The following is a 19,130-nucleotide window of genomic DNA, read 5'->3' on the forward strand; positions in this document are numbered from 1 at the left end:
CTCCGGCATGCTCCGGGGAACGCTTCGGGCGCTCCGCTGCCGAAGCGGCCTCTGGGCAGGCGAGGAATGGCGCCGTACCCTGAGGGGTAAGGGCTTGGAAAGATGAATCCCGGACGGATTTGGTTCGTTCGATCTCCGTCCCCGAGCTCCAGCGGAGCTCCCGTCCCCCGACAACTCCAACCCGAGTCCCCGCCGATTCCCTCCGCACGAGGACATCCTTCGCCGAGACACCGATGGCCGGTCACGAAATCCCCGAACCCGCGGACCGCAAGCGGGTCGCCGATCACATGGCGCACCCCGAAGCGGCGGAAGAAACACGTCATTCCTGCGATCCAGCGTTCCAGCACGGTGTTGTGGTGGGATTCGACGGTTCCACCTCGAGCGAGCGCGCCCTCGCCTACGCGATCGGGATGGCCCGGCGCTCAGGCTCGGGCCTGATCATCGTCCATGTCGCCAACCGGCTGCCGACGACTGTGTGGGCGGGCTGTGAGCCGCCCGTCTTCGTCGATGTCCCCGATCACCGCACCGAGGTGCTGGGGCTCGAGTTGGCGTGTGCCGACCATCTCTCCGAGGTGCCGTGGATCCTCGTCGAGCGGGGCGGGGACATCTGCCATGAGCTGGAGGAGGTCGGCCGGGAGTACGAGGCCGACGCCATCGTGGTCGGCTCCACCCACGGTCTGGTGGGGCGGATCTTCGGCTCGGTCGCCGGGCGGCTCGCGCGGCGGGCGCAGCGGCCCGTCGTGGTCATCCCCTGACCGCCCGCTGACGGATCCCTTCCGCGGTTCCCTTCCACGGCTTCCATCCCCTGGGGTTGCCTGATGAACCATGTCCTGAGGATCGCCTGATGGGCGCCTGAGCGCGGGTTGACAGTCGGCTGACTATCGCTGGATTCCGCTTGAGTACCCGTCGAGGACCTCGTGAAGGTCCGCTGAGTTCACCTCGATCCGGTGCGTGCCGTGCCAAACCGCCGCCGAGTGCCTCCGATGGGCCATGCGCCAGGAATCGGACACCCCCAACTCGCCTCGACCGCAGGTGAGATGGCGTCAAGTCCACCTTGACAGTCGATAAGTCTACTGGCGCGTAGAGGTGGATCGGGTGGGTGTGAGGGGTACGTACGCATCATTCGCGCTGCCGCGCGGGAAGTGACGGTTCCCGCGCGGCGGCCGCCGCCGGCGGAAGGGCGACGCCGGCCAAGGGAGGCGGCCCCCGCGTGTGTGGTGGCATACGCGGGGACCGCCGGGAGCGCGCTCGGGGAGTTACTCCACCGTCACCGACTTGGCGAGGTTGCGGGGCTTGTCGATGTCCCGGCCCAGCGCAAGCGCCGTGTGATAGGCGAGCAGTTGGAGCGGGATGCCCATCAGGATGGGATCGAGCTCCACCTCGTTGCGGGGTACCACGATCGTGTGGTCCGCCTTCTCCTGCTCCTGGTGTGCCACGGCGAGGATCCGGCCGCTGCGGGCCTTGATCTCCTCCAGGGTCGCCCGGTTCTTCTCCAGCAGGTCGTCATCGGGCAGCACCGCCACGGTCGGCACCTCCGGCTCGATGAGCGCCAGCGGTCCGTGCTTGAGCTCGGAGGCCGGGTACGCCTCGGCGTGGACGTAACTGACCTCCTTGAGCTTCAGGGACGCCTCACGCGCCACCGGGTAGCCGCGGACCCGGCCGATGAACATCATGCTCTTTGCGTTCGCGTATTCCGCGGCGAGCTTCTTGATCTCCTCCTCGCCGCGCAGCACCTCGGCGATCTGCTCGGGCAGCTTGCGCAGCCCGGCGATGATCCGCTTGCCGTCGGCGACCGACAGATCGCGGATCCGGCCCAGGTGCAGGGCGAGCAGGGCGAAGGCGACGGCGGTGTTGGTGAAGCACTTGGTGGAGACGACGCACACCTCCGGGCCCGCGTGGACGTACACCCCGCCGTCCGTCTCGCGCGCGATGGCGCTGCCGACCACGTTGACGACGCCCAGCACCCGCGCGCCCTTGCGCTTGAGCTCCTGGACGGCGGCCAGGGTGTCGTAGGTCTCACCGGACTGGCTGACCGCGATGTAGAGGGTGTCGGGGTCCACCACCGGGTTGCGGTAGCGGAACTCGCTGGCGGGCTCGGCGTCGGCCGGGATCCGGGCCAACTCCTCGATCAGCTGGGCGCCGATCAGACCCGTGTGGTACGCCGAACCGCAGCCGAGGATCTTCACCCGGCGCACTCCGCGCGCCTCGCGGGCGTCCAGGTTGAGCCCGCCCAGCCGGACGGTGGAGAAGCGGTCGTCGATCCGGCCGCGCAGCACCCGGTCCACGGCGTCGACCTGCTCGTGGATCTCCTTGTGCATATAGGTGTCGTGGCCGCCCATGTCGTAGGACTCGGCCTCCCACTCCACGGTGGTGGGGGAGGAGGAGGTGCGGCTGCCCTCGGTGGTGTAGGTGCGGTAGTCGTCGGCCTTGAGAGTGGCCATCTCGCCGTCGTCCAGGGTGACCACCTGGCGGGTGTGGCTGACCAGCGCGGCGACGTCGGAGGCGACGAACATCTCCTTCTCGCCGATGCCCAGCACCACGGGCGAGCCGTTGCGGGCGACGACGATGCGGTCGGGGAAGTCCGCGTGCAGCACGGCGATGCCGTAGGTGCCGTCGATCAGGGCGAGCGTGTGGCGGACCTTCTCCTCCAGGGTGCTCGCCTGGGAGCGGCCGATCAGATGCGCCAGCACCTCGGAGTCGGTCTCGGAGACCAGCTCCACCCCGTCGGCGACCAGCTTGGCGCGCAGATCGGCGGCGTTGTCGATGATCCCGTTGTGGACGATGGCGACCTTGCCGTCGGCGTCCGTGTGGGGGTGCGCGTTGATGTCGTTGGGTGCGCCGTGGGTGGCCCAGCGGGTGTGGGCGATGCCGACGGTGCCCGCGAAGCGCTTGGGCAGTCGGGACTCGAGGTCACGGACCCGGCCCTTGGCCTTGGCGGTCTTCAGTCCGGCGCCCTGGGCGCCCTTGGCGGGCTTGGCCTGGATCGCGATGCCCGCGGAGTCGTAGCCGCGGTACTCCAGCCGCTGGAGTCCCTCCAGCAGCAGCGGTGCCACGTCGCGTTTGCCGATGTATCCGACGATTCCGCACATGGTGTTCAGGCCCTCCCTAGTGGATCGTTCACAGGTGCTCGGGGTCCGGGCGGCGGTGGCGGCCGCCGGGCGTGGTGTCAGCCGTAGACGATGCGGCGCAGCTGCCGCAGCGAGAGTTCGGGCGGCGCCACCGCGCGGTACGGCAGCTCGGCCGTGATCCGCTCGAAGATGTCCGCGTTGGTCAGACCGCCGGACTGAAGCTCGCGGTGGCGGCGGCGGACGAACTCCTCGGTCGTCTCGTCGAAGTACGCCAGGACGTCCAGCACCACCCGGGCCGCCTCGCCGCGGCTCAGCGGCGTGGAGCGGACCAGGTGGTCGACAAGGTCATCGTGGGACGTACGGCGATCGAGCACCCGTCGATACTGCGGGGATGAGGGCCGTTTCGCAAGAATCCTGCCCGATATCGGGCAGGGGGTGTGGTGAATGGCGAGAAAATCGGCGGAGCACGGCCTGCTTGGCGGCCGTGAACTCCTCCTCGGTGAGGACCCCACTCCTGTGGAGATCGCCGAGCTCCCGCAGCCGTCGCAGCAGGGCGTCGTGATCTGTGTCACCGCCGCCGGGGCCGTCCGCCGCACTCTGCCCGCTGTGTGCGTGATGTGTGCTCTGGTGCCGGTCACCCGCGGAGAGTGCCGGGACCGCGTCGGCGGGCTCGGCCGCCAGGGCCCCGGCGGCGCCCGGATGTGGCAGCCGGGCCGTGACGGCCGCCGCGACCAGCGCCATCAGCGGATCCTTCTTGAAGCCGTAGAGCACCACGGCGTGCGGGTCGTACTTCGGCGCCGCCGGGGCCGCCGCCCGCGCCGTGCGGAACCGCAGATAGCCGTTCTCCAGTCCGATGGCGGGCTGCCACTCCACCGCCTCCAGGTCGGTCAGCCGGATGGTCCGGGTGCCGCCCGACTTCTTCGACTCCTCGGTCTTCCAGTTCCACTCCAGCCGTACCTGCTCCCCGTCGAAGCCGGCCGTGGCATCCCCGGCGGCCGCCGACAGCGGAACGGACGGGCCGGGCATCAGATAGCGGTCGCACGGGCCCGACGGCACCTGGTCCAGCAGCAGCGCCCGCCGGACCTCCTCGACCATGTACTCCGCCACGCCCGTGCGGTCCTGCTCGACCGACAGCTGATACGGATCGGCCGCGTCCGGCAGCGTGCCGCCCGTCACCTGGATCAGCGGATCCGCGCCCTCGCGCAGCTTCAGCCGCAACCGCCCTGACCTGCGCCCGGGTTCATGGGCGATGCCCGCCAACGCCAGGAGAGGGACGGTCAGTTCGCCGAGCATCTGCCGCGCCGGGCCGACGCTCTTGTCCCGCCCCGGGACAATCCGTATCGAGCCGCCGTCGAAGGTCCAGGCGCCATCGCTCTGGGTGATTTCCGCCATGGCGTGAATTCTGACAGGCCGACAGCGGCACATTGGTCTACACCCTTGACCGCGACGGGGGCGCACGGTACCCAGGACGCGACGCTTCGTTGAAGGGATTCCCTGTGAGACGACGCCGTGCCCGACTTCTGTGTTCCCTCCTGCTGACCGTGGCGGCGGGGGCGGGGACCGCCGCCACGGCGGAACCGTCCGCCGCCACGTCGCCCTCCTCCGCCGCCCCCACCCCGCTGGACCGGGTGGTGCCCGCGCCCGCCTCCGTACGTCCCGCCACCACCCCGTACACCCTCGGCCCCGACGCCCGTATCCGCGTGTCCGGGGATGCGTCCGCGGCGCGGCGGGTCGGGGACTATCTCGCGGGCGTGCTGCGCCCCTCCACCGGCTACCGGCTGCCGGTGACCGCGCGGGACGGCGGTGACGGCATCCGGCTGCGGCTCACGCCCGGGGCGCGTGCGGTACGCGGCCTCGGCGCGGAGGGCTACCGGCTTCAGGTGACCGGCCGCGCCGTCACCATCAGCGCCCGCGCCTCGGCGGGGCTGTTCCACGGCGTCCAGACACTGCGCCAGCTGCTGCCCGCGTCCGTGGAGCGGACGACCCGTCAGCCCGGCCCCTGGCGGATCTCCGGCGGCACCATCACCGATGAGCCGCGCTTCGGCTACCGGGGCGCGATGCTCGATGTCTCCCGGCACTTCTTCACCGTCGACCAGGTCAAGCGCTATATCGACCAGCTCGCCCTGTACAAGATCAACAAGCTGCATCTGCATCTCTCGGACGACCAGGGGTGGCGGATCGCCATCGACTCCTGGCCCCGGCTGGCCACGTACGGCGGTTCCACCCAGGTCGGCGGCGGACCCGGCGGCTACTACACCAAGGCCGACTACCGGGAGATCGTGCGCTACGCCGCCGCGCGGGAGCTGACGGTCGTTCCCGAGATCGACCTGCCGGGGCACACCAACGCGGCGCTCGCCTCCTACGCGGAGCTCAACTGCGACGGGGTCGCCCGGCCGCTCTACACCGGCACCGATGTCGGCTTCAGCTCCCTGTGCGTGCCCAAGGAGGTGACCTACGACTTCGTGGACGACGTCATCCGTGAGCTCGCCGCGCTCACCCCCGGCCGTCTGATCCACATTGGCGGGGATGAGGCGCACTCCACCAGCCATGCCGACTACACGGCCTTCATGGACCGGGTACAGCCCATCGTGGCCCGCTACGGCAAGACGGTGGTGGGCTGGCACCAGCTGACCGGAGCCCGCCCCGCCGAGGGGGCCGTCGCCCAGTACTGGGGGCTGGACGGCAGCGAGAAGGAGGTCGCGGACGCGGCCAAGGCGGGCACCCGGCTGATCCTCTCGCCCGCCAACCACGCCTATCTGGACATGAAGTACACCAAGGACACCCCGCTGGGGCTCTCCTGGGCCGGATATGTCGAGGCCCGGCAGTCCTACGACTGGGACCCCGGCGCCTACATCAAGGACGCCCCGGCCTCATCGGTCCTCGGGGTGGAGGCACCGCTGTGGACGGAGACCCTGTCGACCAGCGCCCATATCGAGTACATGGCCTTCCCCCGGCTGCCCGGGATCGCCGAACTCGGCTGGTCGCCGCAGGCCACCCACGACTGGGACTCCTACAAGGTGCGGCTGGCCGCCCAGGGGCCCCGATGGGACGCCCTGGGCATCACCTATTACCGCTCACCGCAGGTCCCCTGGCCCACATCCTGAACCGGGGGTGGTGGGCCCCGACGGGGCCCACCACCGTCAGCCGGCGAAGCCCAACTCCCGGGCGATCAGCATCCGCTGGACCTCACTGGTGCCCTCGCCGATCTCCAGGATCTTGGAGTCGCGCCACATCCGGGCCACCGGATACTCGTTCATAAATCCATAGCCACCGTGGATCTGGGTCGCCTCACGGGCGTTGTCCACCGCGACACCGGAGGAGTAGAGCTTGGCGATCGACGCCTCCTTCTTGAACGGCTCACCGCGGACCAGCCGGGACGCGGCGTCACGCCAGGCCACCCGGGCCATATGGGCGCGCATCTCCATGTCCGCGAGCTTGAACTGGATCGCCTGGTTGGCGCCGATGGGACGGCCGAACGACTCACGGGTCCTGGCGTACGACACCGACTCGTCCACACAGCCCTGGGCCAGCCCGGTGGCCAGCGCGGAGATCGCGATCCGGCCCTCGTCCAGTATCCGCAGGAACTGGGCGTAGCCGCGGCCCTTCTCGCCCAGCAGATTGGCCGCCGGGACCCGGCACTCGGTGAAGGACAGCTCACGGGTGTCCGAGGCGTTCCACCCCACCTTGGAGTAGGGGGCGGCCACGCTGAAGCCGGGGGTGCCGGAGGGCACGATGATCGAGGAGATCTCGGGGCGGCCGTCGGCGGCGCGGTCGGTGACGGCGGTGACGGTGACCAGCGCGGTGATGTCCGTACCGGAGTTGGTGATGAAGCACTTGGAGCCGTTGATCACCCACTCGCCCGTGGCCTCGTCCAGCCGCGCGGTGGTGCGGGTGGCGCCCGCGTCCGAACCGCCGCCGGGCTCGGTCAGCCCGAAGGCGCCCAGGGACTCCCCGGAGCACAGCCCCGGCAGCCACCGCCGCTTCTGCTCCTCGGTGCCGTAGAGGTAGATCGGCATCGCGCCGAGGGAGACCCCGGCCTCCAGGGTGATCGCGACCGAGGAGTCGACCCGCGCCAGCTCCTCCAGGGCCAGGCCGAGCGCAAGGTAGTCGCCGCCCATACCGCCGTACTCCTCGGGGAACGGCAGGCCGAACAGACCCATCCGGCCCATCTCCCGGATGATCTCGTAGGGGAACTCATGGTGCTCCCAGTACTCCCCGATCTTCGGGGCGACCACGTCATGCGCGAACTCCTCGACGGTGCGGCGGAGTTCCTCGTGCTCGGCGGAGAGACGGTGGTCGATGGTCATGACTCAGATCTCCTTCTGGGAGAGTGCGCGGACGGTACGGGACGGGCTGGGGCGCCCCAGGTGCCGGGCCATCCACACGCTGGTGGCGGTGAGACGGCCGAGGTCGACCCCGGTCTCGATGCCGAGGCCGTCGAGCATCCACACCAGGTCTTCGGTCGCGAGATTGCCGGTGGCGCTCTTGGCGTACGGACAGCCGCCGAGGCCCCCGGCGGAGGCGTCGACCGTGGTGACGCCGTGCTGAAGCGCGGCGAGGGTGTTGGCGAGCGCCTGGCCGTAGGTGTCGTGGAAGTGGACGGCGAGCCGGTCGTTGGTCACGCCCGCCTCGTTGAGGGTGGCCAGCAGCTCCTGGACATGGCCGGGGGTGGCCACGCCGATGGTGTCGCCGAGGCTCACCTCGGCACAGCCCATGTCGATCAGGCGGCGGCTGACCGAGACCGTCTGGGAGACCGGGACCGGCCCCTCCCAGGGGTCGCCGAAGCACATCGAGAGATAGCCGCGCACCGTCACCTCCGCCTCCCGGGCGCGGGTGACCACCGGAGTGAACATCTCCAGCGCCTCGTCGACCGTGCGGTTGAGATTGGCCCTGGCGAAGGACTCGGTGGCGCTGGCGAAGACGGCGATCTCACGGGCGCCCAGGGCGAGGGCCCGCTCGAGACCGCGCTCATTGGGCACCAGCACCGGCAGCCGCGCGGAGACATCGTCGATCAGCGGCATCAGCTGCTCGGCGTCGGCCAGTTGGGGCACCCACGTGGGGTGGACGAAGCTGGTGGCCTCGACCGTATCGAGACCGGCCTCGGCCAGCCGCCGGATGAACTCGGCCTTCACGGTCACCGGCACCAGCGTCTTCTCGTTCTGCAAGCCGTCCCGCGGGCCCACCTCATGGATCCGGACCCGGGCGGGCAGCCCGGGGGCCGGAACGGTCATGGGAAGCCCGGCCGGTCCGGCGGGGGTGTCCGGCGCGGACATCACACACGCTCCTCGGTCTCGCTGGGCATCTCGGACGGGGTGACGACCGCCAGCAGCTGGTCCATGGCGACCGTGCTGCCGGGGGTCACATCGAGCTCGGTGACGGTGCCGTCGTGCGGGGCGGAGATGAGGTGCTCCATCTTCATCGCCTCGACCACCAGCAGGCCCTGGCCCGCGGTGACCTCGTCCCCGACGGCGGCCTTGACCACGGTGACGGTGCCGGGCATCGGGGCGGTGAGCTCCCCGGCGTGGGCGGCGGACGCACCGCCGCGCAGCGCCTCCTCGACCGGGTCGTGGCCCACCACGCGCCAGGTGTCCCCCTCGCGCCCCAGCCACTGGCTCGCGCCGTCCGCGACATGACGGAACGGGTAGGTGACCCCGGCCAGATCGAGCACGACCCGTCCGCCGTGCCCGCCGAGCCCCGTCAGCCGCGTCCGCAGGGCCTCGGCCGGGGCCGCGTCCTGGGCGGCGGGGGCGCTGTCCTGCCGCTCGATCACCACCTCGGCGTCATGCGCTCGGCCGCGCACCCGGACCGTGACCGGGGGGTGGCCGGAGATCCGCAGCCGGTGGACGGTCCAGGCAGGAGTGCCGCCCAGCCGCCAGCCGGTCGGCACCGAGAACGGGTCGACCCAGCCACCGGACCGCGGGCGGGCCTCGCCCGGCGCACCGGCGCCACCAGCCCCACCGGCCCCATCGGGCTCAAGAGCCGACTGGCGCAGCAGCGCCGCCGTCACATAGACCTCGTCCGGGACCAGCTCCGGGACCAGGGAGGCTGCCGCGCGGTCGACCAGACCGGTGTCCAACTCGCCGGAGACCACCTGCGGATGAGCGGCCAGTCGGCGCAGAAAGCCCGCGTTGGTGTCCACGCCGAGCACGCTCAGCTCGGCGAGGGCGGCCCGCAGTCTGCGCAGCGCGGTGGGCCGGTCCGGGCCATGGGCGATGACCTTGGCGAGCATCGGGTCGTAGGTGGTGCCGACCTCGGTGCCGGTGCTCAGCCCGGAGTCGACCCGGACGCCTTCGCCGCCGGGCTCGTCCAGCGCGAGCACGGTGCCCGCCGAGGGCAGGAAGTCGACCCGCTCGCCGGTGGCACGTGCGGTCTCGGCGCAGATCCGGGCCTCCACGGCATGGCCGGTGAAGGTGATGTCCCGCTGGGCGTGGGGCAGCGGCTCGCCCGCGGCCACCCGCAGCTGCCACTCCACCAGATCGAGCCCGGTGATCAGCTCGGTCACCGGATGCTCGACCTGGAGGCGGGTGTTCATCTCCATGAAGCAGTACGCGGAGGGGTCGTCGCCCGGCACGATGAACTCCACCGTGCCCGCGCCGACATAGCCGCATGACCGCGCCGCCGAGGCCGCCGCCTCGCCCATCAGCGCCCGGGTGGCCTCGTCCAGCAGTGGACTGGGCGCCTCCTCGATGATCTTCTGATGGCGGCGCTGGAGCGAGCACTCGCGCTCCCCGAGGTGGATCACCCCGCCATGGCCGTCGGCCAGCACCTGGATCTCGATATGGCGGGGCCGGTCGATCCAGCGCTCCACGAGCAGGGTGTCATCGCCGAAGGCGCCGCGCGCCTCCCGCCGGGCGGCCGCGATCTCGTCCGCGAGCAGCGCCTCGTCCCGCACCAGCCGCATGCCCTTGCCGCCGCCGCCCGCCGAGGGCTTGAGCAGCACGGGCATCCCGATCTCCCGTGCCGCCTCGGTGAGCTGGGCGTCCGTCAGCCCGCTGCCCGAGGAGCCGGGGACCACCGGCACTCCGGCCGTGCGCACCGTCTCCTTGGCGCGGATCTTGTCGCCCATCAGCTCGATGGCGTCGGCCGGGGGGCCGATGAAGGCGAGCCCGGCGTCGGCGCAGGCGCGGGCGAACGCCGCGTTCTCCGCGAGGAAGCCGTAGCCGGGGTGGACGGCCTGGGCGCCGGTGCGCTCCGCGGCCTCCAGCAGCTTCTCGATCGACAGATAGCTCTCCGCGGCCTGGGCGGGACCGATCCGCACGGCGGTGTCCGCCTCCCGCACATGGCGGGCGTCCGCGTCGGCGTCGCTGTAGACGGCGACCGAGCGCACCCCGAGGCGGCGCAGGGTGCGGATGACACGCACGGCGATCTCACCGCGGTTGGCCACCAGGACTGTCTCGAACATCGGGTGCATTCCCCTCACATCCGGAAGACGCCGTAGCCGGGCGCCGCGGGGTCCTTTTCGGGCAGCGGGGCGCTCGCGCACGCGGTGAGCGCGAGGCCGAGCACCGTACGCGTCTCCAGGGGGTCGATCACTCCGTCGTCCCACAGCCGGGCGGTGGCGTAATAGGCGTTGCCCTGGGTCTCGTACTGCTCGCGGACCGGCGCGCGGAACGCCTCCTCGTCCTCGGCGCTCCACTCCTCGCCGCGCGCCTCCAACTGGTCGCGCTTGACGGTGGCGAGCACCGAGGCGGCCTGCTCACCGCCCATCACCGAGATCTTGGCGTTGGGCCACATCCACAGGAAGCGCGGCGAATAGGCCCGGCCGCACATCGAGTAGTTCCCCGCACCGTAGGAGCCGCCGACCACCACCGTGAGCTTGGGGACCCGGGTGCAGGCCACGGCGGTGACCATCTTGGCGCCGTGCTTGGCGATACCGCCCGCCTCATAGCTGCGGCCCACCATGAAGCCCGAGATGTTCTGGAGGAAGACCAGGGGGATGCCGCGCTGGTCGCACAGCTCGATGAAGTGGGCGCCCTTCTGGGCCGATTCGGAGAACAGGATGCCGTTGTTGGCGACGATGCCCACCGGATGACCCATGATCCGGGCGAAGCCGGTGACCAGGGTGGTGCCGAACTCGGCCTTGAACTCGGCGAACCGCGAGCCGTCCACCACCCGCGCGATCACCTCCCGCACGTCGTACGGCGTGCGGGAGTCGACCGGAACCGCTCCGTACAGCCCCGCGGGGTCCACCGCGGGCTCCTCGGAGGGCTCCACCCGCCAGGGCAGCGTGCCCTGCTGGGCGGGGGAGGGCGGCAGGGTGGCGACGATGTCGCGCACGATCCGCAGCGCGTGGGCGTCGTCCTCGGCGAGGTGGTCGGTGACCCCGGAGACCCGGGAGTGGACCTCGCCGCCGCCCAGCTCCTCGGCGGTGACCACCTCGCCGGTGGCCGCCTTCACCAGGGGCGGCCCGCCCAGGAAGATGGTGCCCTGGCCGCGCACGATGACCGCCTCGTCGCTCATCGCCGGGACATAGGCGCCGCCCGCGGTGCACGACCCCAGCACCGCCGCGACCTGGGGGATCCCGGCGCCGGACATCCGCGCCTGGTTGTAGAAGATCCGCCCGAAGTGGTCGCGGTCGGGGAAGACCTCGTCCTGCATGGGGAGGAAGGCGCCGCCGGAGTCGACCAGATAGACACACGGCAGCCGGTTCTCCAGCGCGACCTCCTGGGCGCGCAGATGCTTCTTCACCGTCATCGGGTAATAGGTGCCGCCCTTGACGGTGGCGTCATTGGCGACCACGACCACCTCGCGGCCCGCGACCCGGCCGATCCCGGCGATCACACCCGCCGCCGGGGCCTGCCCGTCGTACATCCCGTCGGCCGCCAGCGGGGCCAGCTCCAGGAACGGGGAGCCCGGATCCAGCAGGGTGTCCACCCGGTCGCGCGGCAGCAGCTTGCCGCGCGAGGTGTGGCGCGCCCGCGCCTTCTCGCCGCCCCCCAGCCGCGCCGCGGCCAGCTTCTCGCGCAGGCGCGCGGCCAGCTCGCGGTGTGCGGCCTCATGGGCCTTCCAGGCGTCGGACGCCGGGTCGGCGCCGCTCCGCAACACCGGTGCCTGCTCCATCGCTACGAGCCCCCTCGCTCGGTCCGCCGAATCGGTTAATAAGCGTTAACCCACCCATCAGGTTAACGACCACTAACCCCGCTGTCTAGAATTGCTTCCATGAGCACGCACGCCCCTGCCCCGACCCGCCGTGAACAGATCCTCAAGGAGGCCGCGCGGCTCTTCGCCGAGCGCGGCTTCCACGGCGTCGGTGTCGACGAGATAGGCGCGGCGGTCGGCATCAGCGGCCCCGGCCTCTACCGCCACTTCGCGGGCAAGGAGGCGATGCTCGCCGAGCTGCTGGTGGGCATCAGCGGCCGGCTGCTGACCGGTGGGAAGAGGCGCGCCGCCGAGGCCGAGAGCGGCGGGCTGACCCCGGCCGAGGTGCTGGACTCCCTCATCGAGGGCCATATCGACTTCGCCCTCGACGACCGGCCGCTGATCATCCTCCACGACCGCGAGCTGGACCGGCTCCGGGACACCGACCGCAAGCTGGTGCGCTCGCTCCAGCGGCAGTACGTGGAGCTGTGGGTCGAGGTGGTGCGCACGGTCTACCCGGGGCTCGCCGAGACCGAGGCCCGCGCCTGTGTGCACGCCGTCTTCGGGCTGCTCAACTCCACTCCCCACCTCGGCCGCCCCGGCGCCCTTCCGGGGCGCGAGGCCACCGCCGCCCTGCTGCACCGGCTGGCGCTGGGCGCCTTCGCCGCCGCCCATGCCACGGACGGCTCCTCTGGACAGGGTCACTGACCGGCCGGTAGCTTTCGCTGAGCAAGCGCTTAGGTGCTTGCTGTCAACCCGGCATGGTGCGACCACGGCGGCGAGCGCTCACAGCCGCGCGCGGTGGTGGTGGAGCCGTGAGAACGAGTAGGGAGTGGCTGATGCGCCGCACGGTGTTCAACGAGGACCACGAGGCGTTCCGACAGACCATCCGTGACTTCATCGCGGCCGAGGTCGTGCCGTACTACGACGAGTGGCGCGAGGCGGGTCAGGCTCCGCGCGCGTTCTACAAGAAACTCGGTGAGCTGGGCGTCTTCGGGATCGAGGTCCCCGAGGAGTACGGCGGCGCGGGCGAGACCAGCTTCAAGTTCAACGCGGTGATCACCGAGGAGTGCGCCCGGGCCGGGGTCGGCTTCGGCGGCAGCGGTGTGCACACCGCGCTGTGCCTCCCCTATCTGCTCGCGTACGCCACCGAGGAGCAGAAGCGGCGCTGGCTGCCCCCCTTCGTCACCGGCGACATGATGACCGCCATCGCCATGACCGAGCCGGGCACCGGTTCGGACCTCGCGGGCATGAAGACCACCGCCAAGCTCTCCGAGGACGGCACCCACTACGTCCTCAACGGCGCCAAGACCTTCATCACCGGCGGGGTGCTCGCCGACCGGGTGCTGGTCTGCGCCCGCACCGCCCCCGCCACCCCCGAGGACCGCCGCGCGGGCATATCCATCCTGGTGGTCGACGCCAGGAGCGAGGGCTATGTGGTCGGCCGCAAGCTGGAGAAGCTGGGCCTGAAGACCTCCGACACCGCCGAACTGTCCTTCACCGACGTCAAGGTGCCGGTGGAGGATCTGCTCGGCGAGGAGGGCAAGGCGTTCGGCTACCTCACCCACAACCTGCCCCAGGAGCGGCTGGGCATCGCCGTCGGCGCCTACGCCCAGGCCGCGGCGGCCGTGGAGTTCGCCAAGAGTTACGTCCAGGACCGCACGGTCTTCGGCACCTCGGTGGCGTCCTTCCAGAACACCAAGTTCACCCTCGCCGACTGCAAGTCCGAGGTGGACGCGATGCAGGCGGTCGTGGACCGGGCCCTGGACGCGCACGACGCCGGTGAGCTGACCGCCGCCGACGCCGCCTCCGCCAAGCTGTTCACCACCGAGCGCGCCAATGTCGTCATCGACAAGTGCCTCCAGCTGCACGGCGGTTACGGCTACATGATGGAGTACCCCATCGCCCGGCTGTACGCGGACACCCGCGTCAACCGCATCTACGGCGGCACCAGCGAGGTCATGCGGTCCATCGTCGCCAAGTCGATGGGGCTGTGATGGCCGCCCGCCCCACCCGTCGGCAACAGCGCCGCAACACCGCTCTGCGAGACTGCTTGAACCATGAATGACGCACTTCAGGGTCTGCTCGAACTGCTCGACCTCGAGCGGATCGAACGGGACATCTTCCGCGGCACCAGCGACGCCGCGCCCATGGTGCCGCGGGTCTTCGGCGGCCAGGTGGCCGCGCAGGCCCTGGTGGCCGCGGGCCGCACCGTCCCGGACGACCGCTCGGCGCACTCGCTGCACGCCTACTTCCTGCGGCCCGGCGACCCCGGGGCGCCCATCGTCTACACGGTCGACCGGATCCGCGACGGCCGGTCCTTCACCACCCGCCGGGTGGTGGCCGTCCAGCACGGACAGCCGATCTTCCACCTCTCGGCGTCCTTCCAGACATACGAGGAGGGGCTCGAGCACCAGGAGCCGATGCCGGACGTACCGGATCCGCTGTCCCTGCCGGCCGCCGAGGAGCTGCTGCCCCGCTACAAGCACCTCATCCGGCCGGAGGTCAGCGAACGGATGCTGATGGCCCGGGCCGCGGTCGATCTGCGCTACGTCGACGAGCCGCCCTACGGCAGCGTCGGACAGCCGCGGGAGGCGAAGTCGCAGGTGTGGTTCCGGACCAACGGCAAACTGGACGGCGTGGCCGACGACCCGCTGCTCCACGTCTGCCTGGCCACCTATGTCTCCGATATGACCCTGCTGGACTCGGTGCTGCTCGCGCACGGCCGGGGCGGCTGGGTGGTGGGGGACATCGTCGGCGCCAGCCTCGACCACGCCATGTGGTTCCACCGTCCGTTCCGGGTGGACGACTGGCTGCTGTACGACCAGGAGAGCCCCTCGGCGTCCGGTGGCCGCGGCCTCGCCAAGGGCCGGATCTTCACCGCCGACGGGCGGCTGGCCGTCTCCGTGATCCAGGAGGGGGTCATGCGGGTGCCGCACCAGGCGTGAGCGCGCCGTGCGGCGGCGCGGCGGGCGCCCGGGGCCCCGGGGGTTCGGCGCGCGGCGGGGACGCGCGCCCGTGCGTCAGGGGATGACGTGTCGGGGCCGACGCGTCAGAAGCGGGCCTCGAGTCCGGCCGCGTCGAGCAGATAGGCGGTCATCGGGGCGTAGAACCGCGGATCGGTGACATGGTCGTCCAGCGGGACGACCACCGAGAGGGTGCCCTCGGACTCGCCGAGGAACAGGGCCGGGTCGTTGCAGTCCGCGTACCCGACCGCGTCGATGCCCCGCTGTCCGGCGCATCCGGCCCAGCCGTGGTCGGCGACCACCAGATCCGGCTGCGGGCGCCCCTCGCGGGCCAGTCCGTCCAGGATCGCCGCCATGGGGGCGGGGGAGTGGGTGTGCCAGAGGGTCGCCCCTCTCTCCAGCATCGCCACGTCGCAGAACTGGAAGACATACCCCTCGTCCGCCTGGAGCCCGCCGGGGATCTCCACGATGTCGCAGCCCGAGGCCCGCAGCGCCGCCGCGGTGGCCCGGTGGACCTCCAGCAGCCCGCCCGGGTGGCCGGTGGCGAACAGCACCCGCTCCTGTGTCTCGGCCGCCTTCCGCAGCACCGACGCCATCCGGTCCAGCGCGCCCACCGTCAGCTCGGGGTCGATGGTGTCCTGCCCCGAGCGGTGTTGTGGATCGTCGATCACCCCGCACCGCTCCGCCATGACGGCCAGTACGTCCTGTTCGTCGGCCCAGCGGTCGCCCAGCTCCAGGCCGAGCCAGTAGTGGCGGTCGCCGTTCGCGAGCTCGCGGTAGTGGGAGAGGTTGTTCTCCCGGGGAGTGGCGACATCGCCGGCGATGCGGGTACGGACAAGGTGGTCGATCAGCTCGGCACGACTGGGCACGGTACTGGGTATGGGCATGTGGCCCATTGTCGCCCCTATGGAGGCGGAATGGCGGCCTCCGCCGCAGGGCGGACATGGCGCGATCATGGCGAAATGCCAGGGCGCCCGCTCCCTGGGCCGGGTCCGCGGAGTGGATTCGGGCGGTCCGCGGGATGATGCCCGCGCCGCTCATCGGACGGGTCGTCGCACCGTCCTGATCCGGTGTGACGAGAGTCACCACACTGCGGGAGCCGTCCGGGGGGCTCGGCCACGGCCCGCGGGCACAACGCGGGGCCCGCACCTCTTCAGGTGCGGGCCCCGGCTGTGATGTGACGCGTCAGGCGGGAACGATGTTCTCGGCCTGCGGGCCCTTCTGGCCCTGCGTGACGTCGAACGTCACCTTCTGGCCTTCCTGGAGCTCACGGAAGCCCTGGGTGGCGATGTTCGAGTAGTGGGCGAAGACGTCGGCGCCGCCGCCGTCCTGCTCGATGAAGCCGAAGCCCTTTTCCGCGTTGAACCACTTAACGGTGCCGGTCGCCATGTCAATCTCCTTTGATAGGGGCCGAGTCGGAACCCGTATTCGCCGGATTCCGTGTCGCCGCAATGACCCCATCCGGAAATGACCGGAAAACAAAATGCGCCTGAAGGCTACATCCCGTCAGGCGCACACAGAGTTCATGGGTACCAAAACTGCAACGGCAAAGACCTTACCACGTGCCGCTGCCGAGCAGTGGGAATCTTGCGGGGAATCTGCCGCTTCCCGTGGGCGGCCCGCTGTGGGACGCTGGTGCCTCCGGATTCTCCTCTCCCCGTTGAGGCACTATGCGCTGCATTATCGCCAATTTCGCCTTCGACCTGACCGCGCGCGAGGTGACGGATGCGATGAGTGGCATCAGCCCCGAACCGGTCACCGGCCCTTCGGTCCGTATCGGACGCCGCACCTACCCGGTCAAGCAGGTCGGAGCGGTGATCACCCGCCAGGACCGCCGCGATTTCAGCGCGGGCGAGGTCACCCGGGCCATGAAGCGTCTCGGATTCACCTGCTACCCGACCCCCGAGCCCACCCCGGCGGACCCCGTCGAGAACGCTTCCGGGCTGCTGGGCGGACCGACGAAAGACAGCTGACCCGGGCAGGACAGCCGCCCCGGGGCGGCCGGCGGCAGGTGCCCCGGCCGACCGTGCCGGCGTGCGTCGGGCCGCGCGGGGGAGCCCCCGGGAGGCACATGGACGCGGTGTCCAAATAAGCGGCTCCGGGTCCTCGGATCCGTACATGTGGCGCGGCGGCGGATCTGCCTAGGCTCCTCCGTATGACCACTGCACCCCGACAGTCCTCCACCGCCCCCGTCGGTCCCGTCGACTCCTCCCGTGTCCCGCGCTTCGCCGGCCCCGCGACCTTCGCCCGGCTGCCGCGCGTCGACGAGGTCGGCGGCACCGCGGACGTCGCCGTGGTCGGAGTGCCCTTCGACAGTGGTGTCTCCTACCGGCCCGGCGCGCGCTTCGGCGGCAACGCCATCCGCGAGGCGTCCCGGCTGCTGCGCCCCTACAACCCGGCGCAGGACGCCTCTCCCTTCGCCCTCGCGCAGGTCGCCGACGCCGGTGACATCGCCGCCAACCCGTTCAACATCAACGAGGCCGTCGAGACCGTCCAGGCCGCCGCCGACGACCTCCTGGACACCGGCGCCCGGCTGATGACCCTCGGCGGCGACCACACCATCGCCCTTCCGCTGCTCCGCGCGGTGGCCCGTCAGCACGGCCCGGTGGCCCTGCTCCACTTCGACGCCCACCTGGACACCTGGGACACCTACTTCGGCGCCGAGTACACCCATGGCACGCCCTTCCGGCGCGCGGTCGAGGAGGGGATTCTCGACACCTCCGCCCTCTCGCATGTCGGTACCCGGGGTCCGCTGTACGGAAAGAAGGACCTGGACGACGACGAGAAGATGGGCTTCGGCATCGTCACCTCCGCCGATGTCATGCGACGCGGGGTGGACGAGATCACCGATCAGCTCCGCCAGCGCATCGGTGACCGCCCGCTGTACATCTCCATCGATATCGACGTCCTCGACCCGGCTCACGCCCCCGGTACCGGCACCCCCGAGGCGGGCGGTCTGACCTCCCGGGAACTGCTGGAGATCCTGCGCGGCCTGTCCGGCTGCCATCTGGTCTCGGCCGACCTGGTCGAGGTCGCCCCGGCCTACGACCACGCGGAGATCACCTCGGTCGCCGCCTCCCACACGGCGTACGAGCTGACCACGATCATGGCCCGTCAGATCGCGGCCGCGCGGGGCGCCTGATCGGGGCCGACCGCTCCTGACCCGGGCCGGTCACCGTCCGGGCGACGGTGACCGGCCCGGCGCACACCTGGGCTCCAGGACGCCCTAGCAGACGACCATGTCCAGATCCCGGTGGCCCACCCCCGGTGCGTCCAGCGCCAGCCAGCCGTGGCCGCGCATCTCGGTGTCCGGGCCGAGCCGGGTCGGATCCACCGACAGACTGCCGCACGCGGTGGCGACGCCCGCGGTGCCCTCGTTGGGCTCGGCCTCGTCGTACTCCGGGTCGAAGTCCTCGCTGTCCATCCACCGTTCCTCCCACGGCAGCGGCTCGCCCACCCACTCGGGATCGCTCTCCCGCGCGTACCGGCGCCGGATGGCGCCCTGTTCGGCGACCACCCACATGTTCGCCCCGCCCGCCATGTCCTCGAAGAACATCTGCGCCTCGCCGCAATGGGCGCTCAGGCGCTCCACGGCGCCCATCATGTCCTCCCACTCGATGCCGACCACACTCTCCAGATGGCCGAAGATCAGCCGCCAGCCGTCGAGTTCGGGGGTGATGAAGACGGGGACCGCTCCGGGGTGGGTCCGCAGGCGTTGCACGTCCATCCCTTCGTGGAAGGTGACCGGAACCCGGTCATGCAGATCCAGGGCGGTGAACAGGCCCTCGTAGCTCTCGCCGGGCACCGCGTACCACCAGCCGAGGTCGAGATGGCGCGGCGGCGTCTCCCCGCAGGACTTGAGCGTGGCGCGGCGGGCCAGCAGTTCCTTGTCGCGTTCGCTCAGGCGGTCGGTGAACCCGGCGGTCAGCAGCGTTTCCAGACGGCTTTCGATCATGGCGGGAAGACTAGGCCGGGGCGCCGACATCCCCCCGCCGCGATACGGGTGTTGGCAAGGTGA

General features: G+C 71.0%; 17 protein-coding genes. 7 read left to right on the forward strand and 10 right to left on the reverse strand.

The genetic code is table 11. The annotated features are described in order from the left end of the window. The first annotated feature begins 233 nt into the window (after positions 1 to 233). Positions 234 to 755, forward strand: coding sequence for a universal stress protein (locus JK363_RS15290; RefSeq protein WP_201875442.1), 522 nt, complete (start codon positions 234 to 236; stop codon positions 753 to 755). Positions 756 to 1,256: 501 nt separating this feature from the next. Here JK363_RS15290 and glmS read toward each other — a convergent pair. From glmS to JK363_RS15305, 3 genes are all read right to left on the reverse strand, one after another. Further along, the gene (glmS, locus tag JK363_RS15295; protein WP_201875443.1) at positions 1,257 to 3,089 is read right to left on the reverse strand and encodes a glutamine--fructose-6-phosphate transaminase (isomerizing); all 1,833 of its coding nucleotides are present in this window, start codon (positions 3,087 to 3,089) and stop codon (positions 1,257 to 1,259) included. Between the two features lie 77 nt (positions 3,090 to 3,166). Continuing rightward, the gene (locus tag JK363_RS15300; RefSeq protein WP_201875444.1) at positions 3,167 to 3,442 is read right to left on the reverse strand and encodes a hypothetical protein; all 276 of its coding nucleotides are present in this window, start codon (positions 3,440 to 3,442) and stop codon (positions 3,167 to 3,169) included. Beyond that, positions 3,414 to 4,460 carry a DUF4429 domain-containing protein gene (locus tag JK363_RS15305; protein ID WP_201875445.1) on the reverse strand — a complete coding sequence of 349 codons (1,047 nt, stop codon included), beginning with the start codon at positions 4,458 to 4,460 and terminating at the stop codon, positions 3,414 to 3,416. The genes JK363_RS15300 and JK363_RS15305 overlap by 29 nt, the downstream gene beginning before the upstream one ends. 104 nt (positions 4,461 to 4,564) lie before the next feature. On the opposite strand from JK363_RS15305, the gene JK363_RS15310 reads away from it, so the two are divergent. Continuing rightward, positions 4,565 to 6,172, forward strand: a complete 1,608-nt coding sequence (locus JK363_RS15310) for a beta-N-acetylhexosaminidase (RefSeq protein ID WP_201875446.1) — start codon at positions 4,565 to 4,567, stop codon at positions 6,170 to 6,172. A gap of 36 nt (positions 6,173 to 6,208) precedes the next feature. Here the strand turns inward: JK363_RS15310 and JK363_RS15315 are convergent, their stop codons facing one another. From JK363_RS15315 to JK363_RS15330, 4 genes are read right to left on the reverse strand one after another with little or no spacing between them, the layout of a single operon-like run. Beyond that, positions 6,209 to 7,375 carry an acyl-CoA dehydrogenase family protein gene (locus JK363_RS15315; protein ID WP_201875447.1) on the reverse strand — a complete coding sequence of 389 codons (1,167 nt, stop codon included), beginning with the start codon at positions 7,373 to 7,375 and terminating at the stop codon, positions 6,209 to 6,211. Between the two features lie 3 nt (positions 7,376 to 7,378). Then, positions 7,379 to 8,341, reverse strand: a complete 963-nt coding sequence (locus JK363_RS15320; protein ID WP_201875448.1) for a hydroxymethylglutaryl-CoA lyase — start codon at positions 8,339 to 8,341, stop codon at positions 7,379 to 7,381. Beyond that, entirely contained in the window at positions 8,341 to 10,470 is a 2,130-nt protein-coding gene (locus tag JK363_RS15325) for an acetyl/propionyl/methylcrotonyl-CoA carboxylase subunit alpha (RefSeq protein WP_201875449.1), read from the reverse strand. The genes JK363_RS15320 and JK363_RS15325 overlap by 1 nt, the downstream gene beginning before the upstream one ends. A 14-nt stretch (positions 10,471 to 10,484) precedes the next feature. Then, positions 10,485 to 12,128 carry a carboxyl transferase domain-containing protein gene (locus JK363_RS15330; RefSeq protein WP_201875450.1) on the reverse strand — a complete coding sequence of 548 codons (1,644 nt, stop codon included), beginning with the start codon at positions 12,126 to 12,128 and terminating at the stop codon, positions 10,485 to 10,487. A 99-nt stretch (positions 12,129 to 12,227) separates the two neighbouring features. On the opposite strand from JK363_RS15330, the gene JK363_RS15335 reads away from it, so the two are divergent. From JK363_RS15335 to tesB, 3 genes are all read left to right on the forward strand, one after another. Then, positions 12,228 to 12,854, forward strand: a complete 627-nt coding sequence (locus tag JK363_RS15335; protein WP_201875451.1) for an SACE_7040 family transcriptional regulator — start codon at positions 12,228 to 12,230, stop codon at positions 12,852 to 12,854. 131 nt (positions 12,855 to 12,985) lie between these two features. Then, a complete protein-coding gene (locus JK363_RS15340) occupies positions 12,986 to 14,143 on the forward strand; it encodes an acyl-CoA dehydrogenase family protein (RefSeq protein ID WP_201875452.1) in 1,158 nt (385 codons plus the stop codon). Positions 14,144 to 14,206: 63 nt separating this feature from the next. Then, positions 14,207 to 15,094: an acyl-CoA thioesterase II gene (tesB, locus tag JK363_RS15345; RefSeq protein WP_201875453.1), complete on the forward strand. Its 888-nt coding sequence runs from the start codon at positions 14,207 to 14,209 to the stop codon at positions 15,092 to 15,094. A gap of 104 nt (positions 15,095 to 15,198) precedes the next feature. Here the strand turns inward: tesB and JK363_RS15350 are convergent, their stop codons facing one another. Further along, positions 15,199 to 16,008, reverse strand: coding sequence for a phosphatase (locus JK363_RS15350; protein ID WP_201875454.1), 810 nt, complete (start codon positions 16,006 to 16,008; stop codon positions 15,199 to 15,201). 289 nt (positions 16,009 to 16,297) lie between these two features. Next, positions 16,298 to 16,501: a cold-shock protein gene (locus JK363_RS15355; RefSeq protein WP_010986199.1), complete on the reverse strand. Its 204-nt coding sequence runs from the start codon at positions 16,499 to 16,501 to the stop codon at positions 16,298 to 16,300. Between the two features lie 281 nt (positions 16,502 to 16,782). Here JK363_RS15355 and JK363_RS15360 point away from each other — a divergent pair, with 281 nt between their 5' ends. Further along, positions 16,783 to 17,085 carry an SCO5918 family protein gene (locus JK363_RS15360; protein ID WP_201875455.1) on the forward strand — a complete coding sequence of 101 codons (303 nt, stop codon included), beginning with the start codon at positions 16,783 to 16,785 and terminating at the stop codon, positions 17,083 to 17,085. A gap of 182 nt (positions 17,086 to 17,267) precedes the next feature. Further along, positions 17,268 to 18,254, forward strand: coding sequence for an agmatinase (gene speB / locus JK363_RS15365; protein WP_201875456.1), 987 nt, complete (start codon positions 17,268 to 17,270; stop codon positions 18,252 to 18,254). Positions 18,255 to 18,338: 84 nt separating this feature from the next. Here speB and JK363_RS15370 read toward each other — a convergent pair whose 3' ends face one another. After that, complete coding sequence (locus JK363_RS15370; protein ID WP_201875457.1) at positions 18,339 to 19,067, reverse strand: hypothetical protein; 729 nt, start codon at positions 19,065 to 19,067, stop codon at positions 18,339 to 18,341. Positions 19,068 to 19,130 lie beyond the last annotated feature (63 nt).

This window comes from Streptomyces coffeae, assembly GCF_016741875.1.
GTDB classification, from domain to species: Bacteria; Actinomycetota; Actinomycetes; order Streptomycetales; family Streptomycetaceae; genus Streptomyces; species Streptomyces coffeae.

Excerpts from the sequence above, each read along its gene's own strand:
- JK363_RS15290 (WP_201875442.1), top strand. The coding sequence starts at position 234 with ATGGCCGGTCACGAAATCCCCGAACCCGCGGACCGCAAGCGGGTCGCC.
- glmS (WP_201875443.1), bottom strand. The coding sequence starts at position 3,089 with ATGTGCGGAATCGTCGGATACATCGGCAAACGCGACGTGGCACCGCTG.
- JK363_RS15305 (WP_201875445.1), bottom strand. The coding sequence starts at position 4,460 with ATGGCGGAAATCACCCAGAGCGATGGCGCCTGGACCTTCGACGGCGGC.
- JK363_RS15315 (WP_201875447.1), bottom strand. The coding sequence starts at position 7,375 with ATGACCATCGACCACCGTCTCTCCGCCGAGCACGAGGAACTCCGCCGC.
- JK363_RS15320 (WP_201875448.1), bottom strand. The coding sequence starts at position 8,341 with ATGTCCGCGCCGGACACCCCCGCCGGACCGGCCGGGCTTCCCATGACC.
- JK363_RS15325 (WP_201875449.1), bottom strand. The coding sequence starts at position 10,470 with ATGTTCGAGACAGTCCTGGTGGCCAACCGCGGTGAGATCGCCGTGCGT.
- JK363_RS15330 (WP_201875450.1), bottom strand. The coding sequence starts at position 12,128 with ATGGAGCAGGCACCGGTGTTGCGGAGCGGCGCCGACCCGGCGTCCGAC.
- JK363_RS15335 (WP_201875451.1), top strand. The coding sequence starts at position 12,228 with ATGAGCACGCACGCCCCTGCCCCGACCCGCCGTGAACAGATCCTCAAG.
- JK363_RS15340 (WP_201875452.1), top strand. The coding sequence starts at position 12,986 with ATGCGCCGCACGGTGTTCAACGAGGACCACGAGGCGTTCCGACAGACC.
- tesB (WP_201875453.1), top strand. The coding sequence starts at position 14,207 with ATGAATGACGCACTTCAGGGTCTGCTCGAACTGCTCGACCTCGAGCGG.
- JK363_RS15350 (WP_201875454.1), bottom strand. The coding sequence starts at position 16,008 with ATGGGCCACATGCCCATACCCAGTACCGTGCCCAGTCGTGCCGAGCTG.
- JK363_RS15355 (WP_010986199.1), bottom strand. The coding sequence starts at position 16,501 with ATGGCGACCGGCACCGTTAAGTGGTTCAACGCGGAAAAGGGCTTCGGC.
- JK363_RS15360 (WP_201875455.1), top strand. The coding sequence starts at position 16,783 with ATGCGCTGCATTATCGCCAATTTCGCCTTCGACCTGACCGCGCGCGAG.
- speB (WP_201875456.1), top strand. The coding sequence starts at position 17,268 with ATGACCACTGCACCCCGACAGTCCTCCACCGCCCCCGTCGGTCCCGTC.
- JK363_RS15370 (WP_201875457.1), bottom strand. The coding sequence starts at position 19,067 with ATGATCGAAAGCCGTCTGGAAACGCTGCTGACCGCCGGGTTCACCGAC.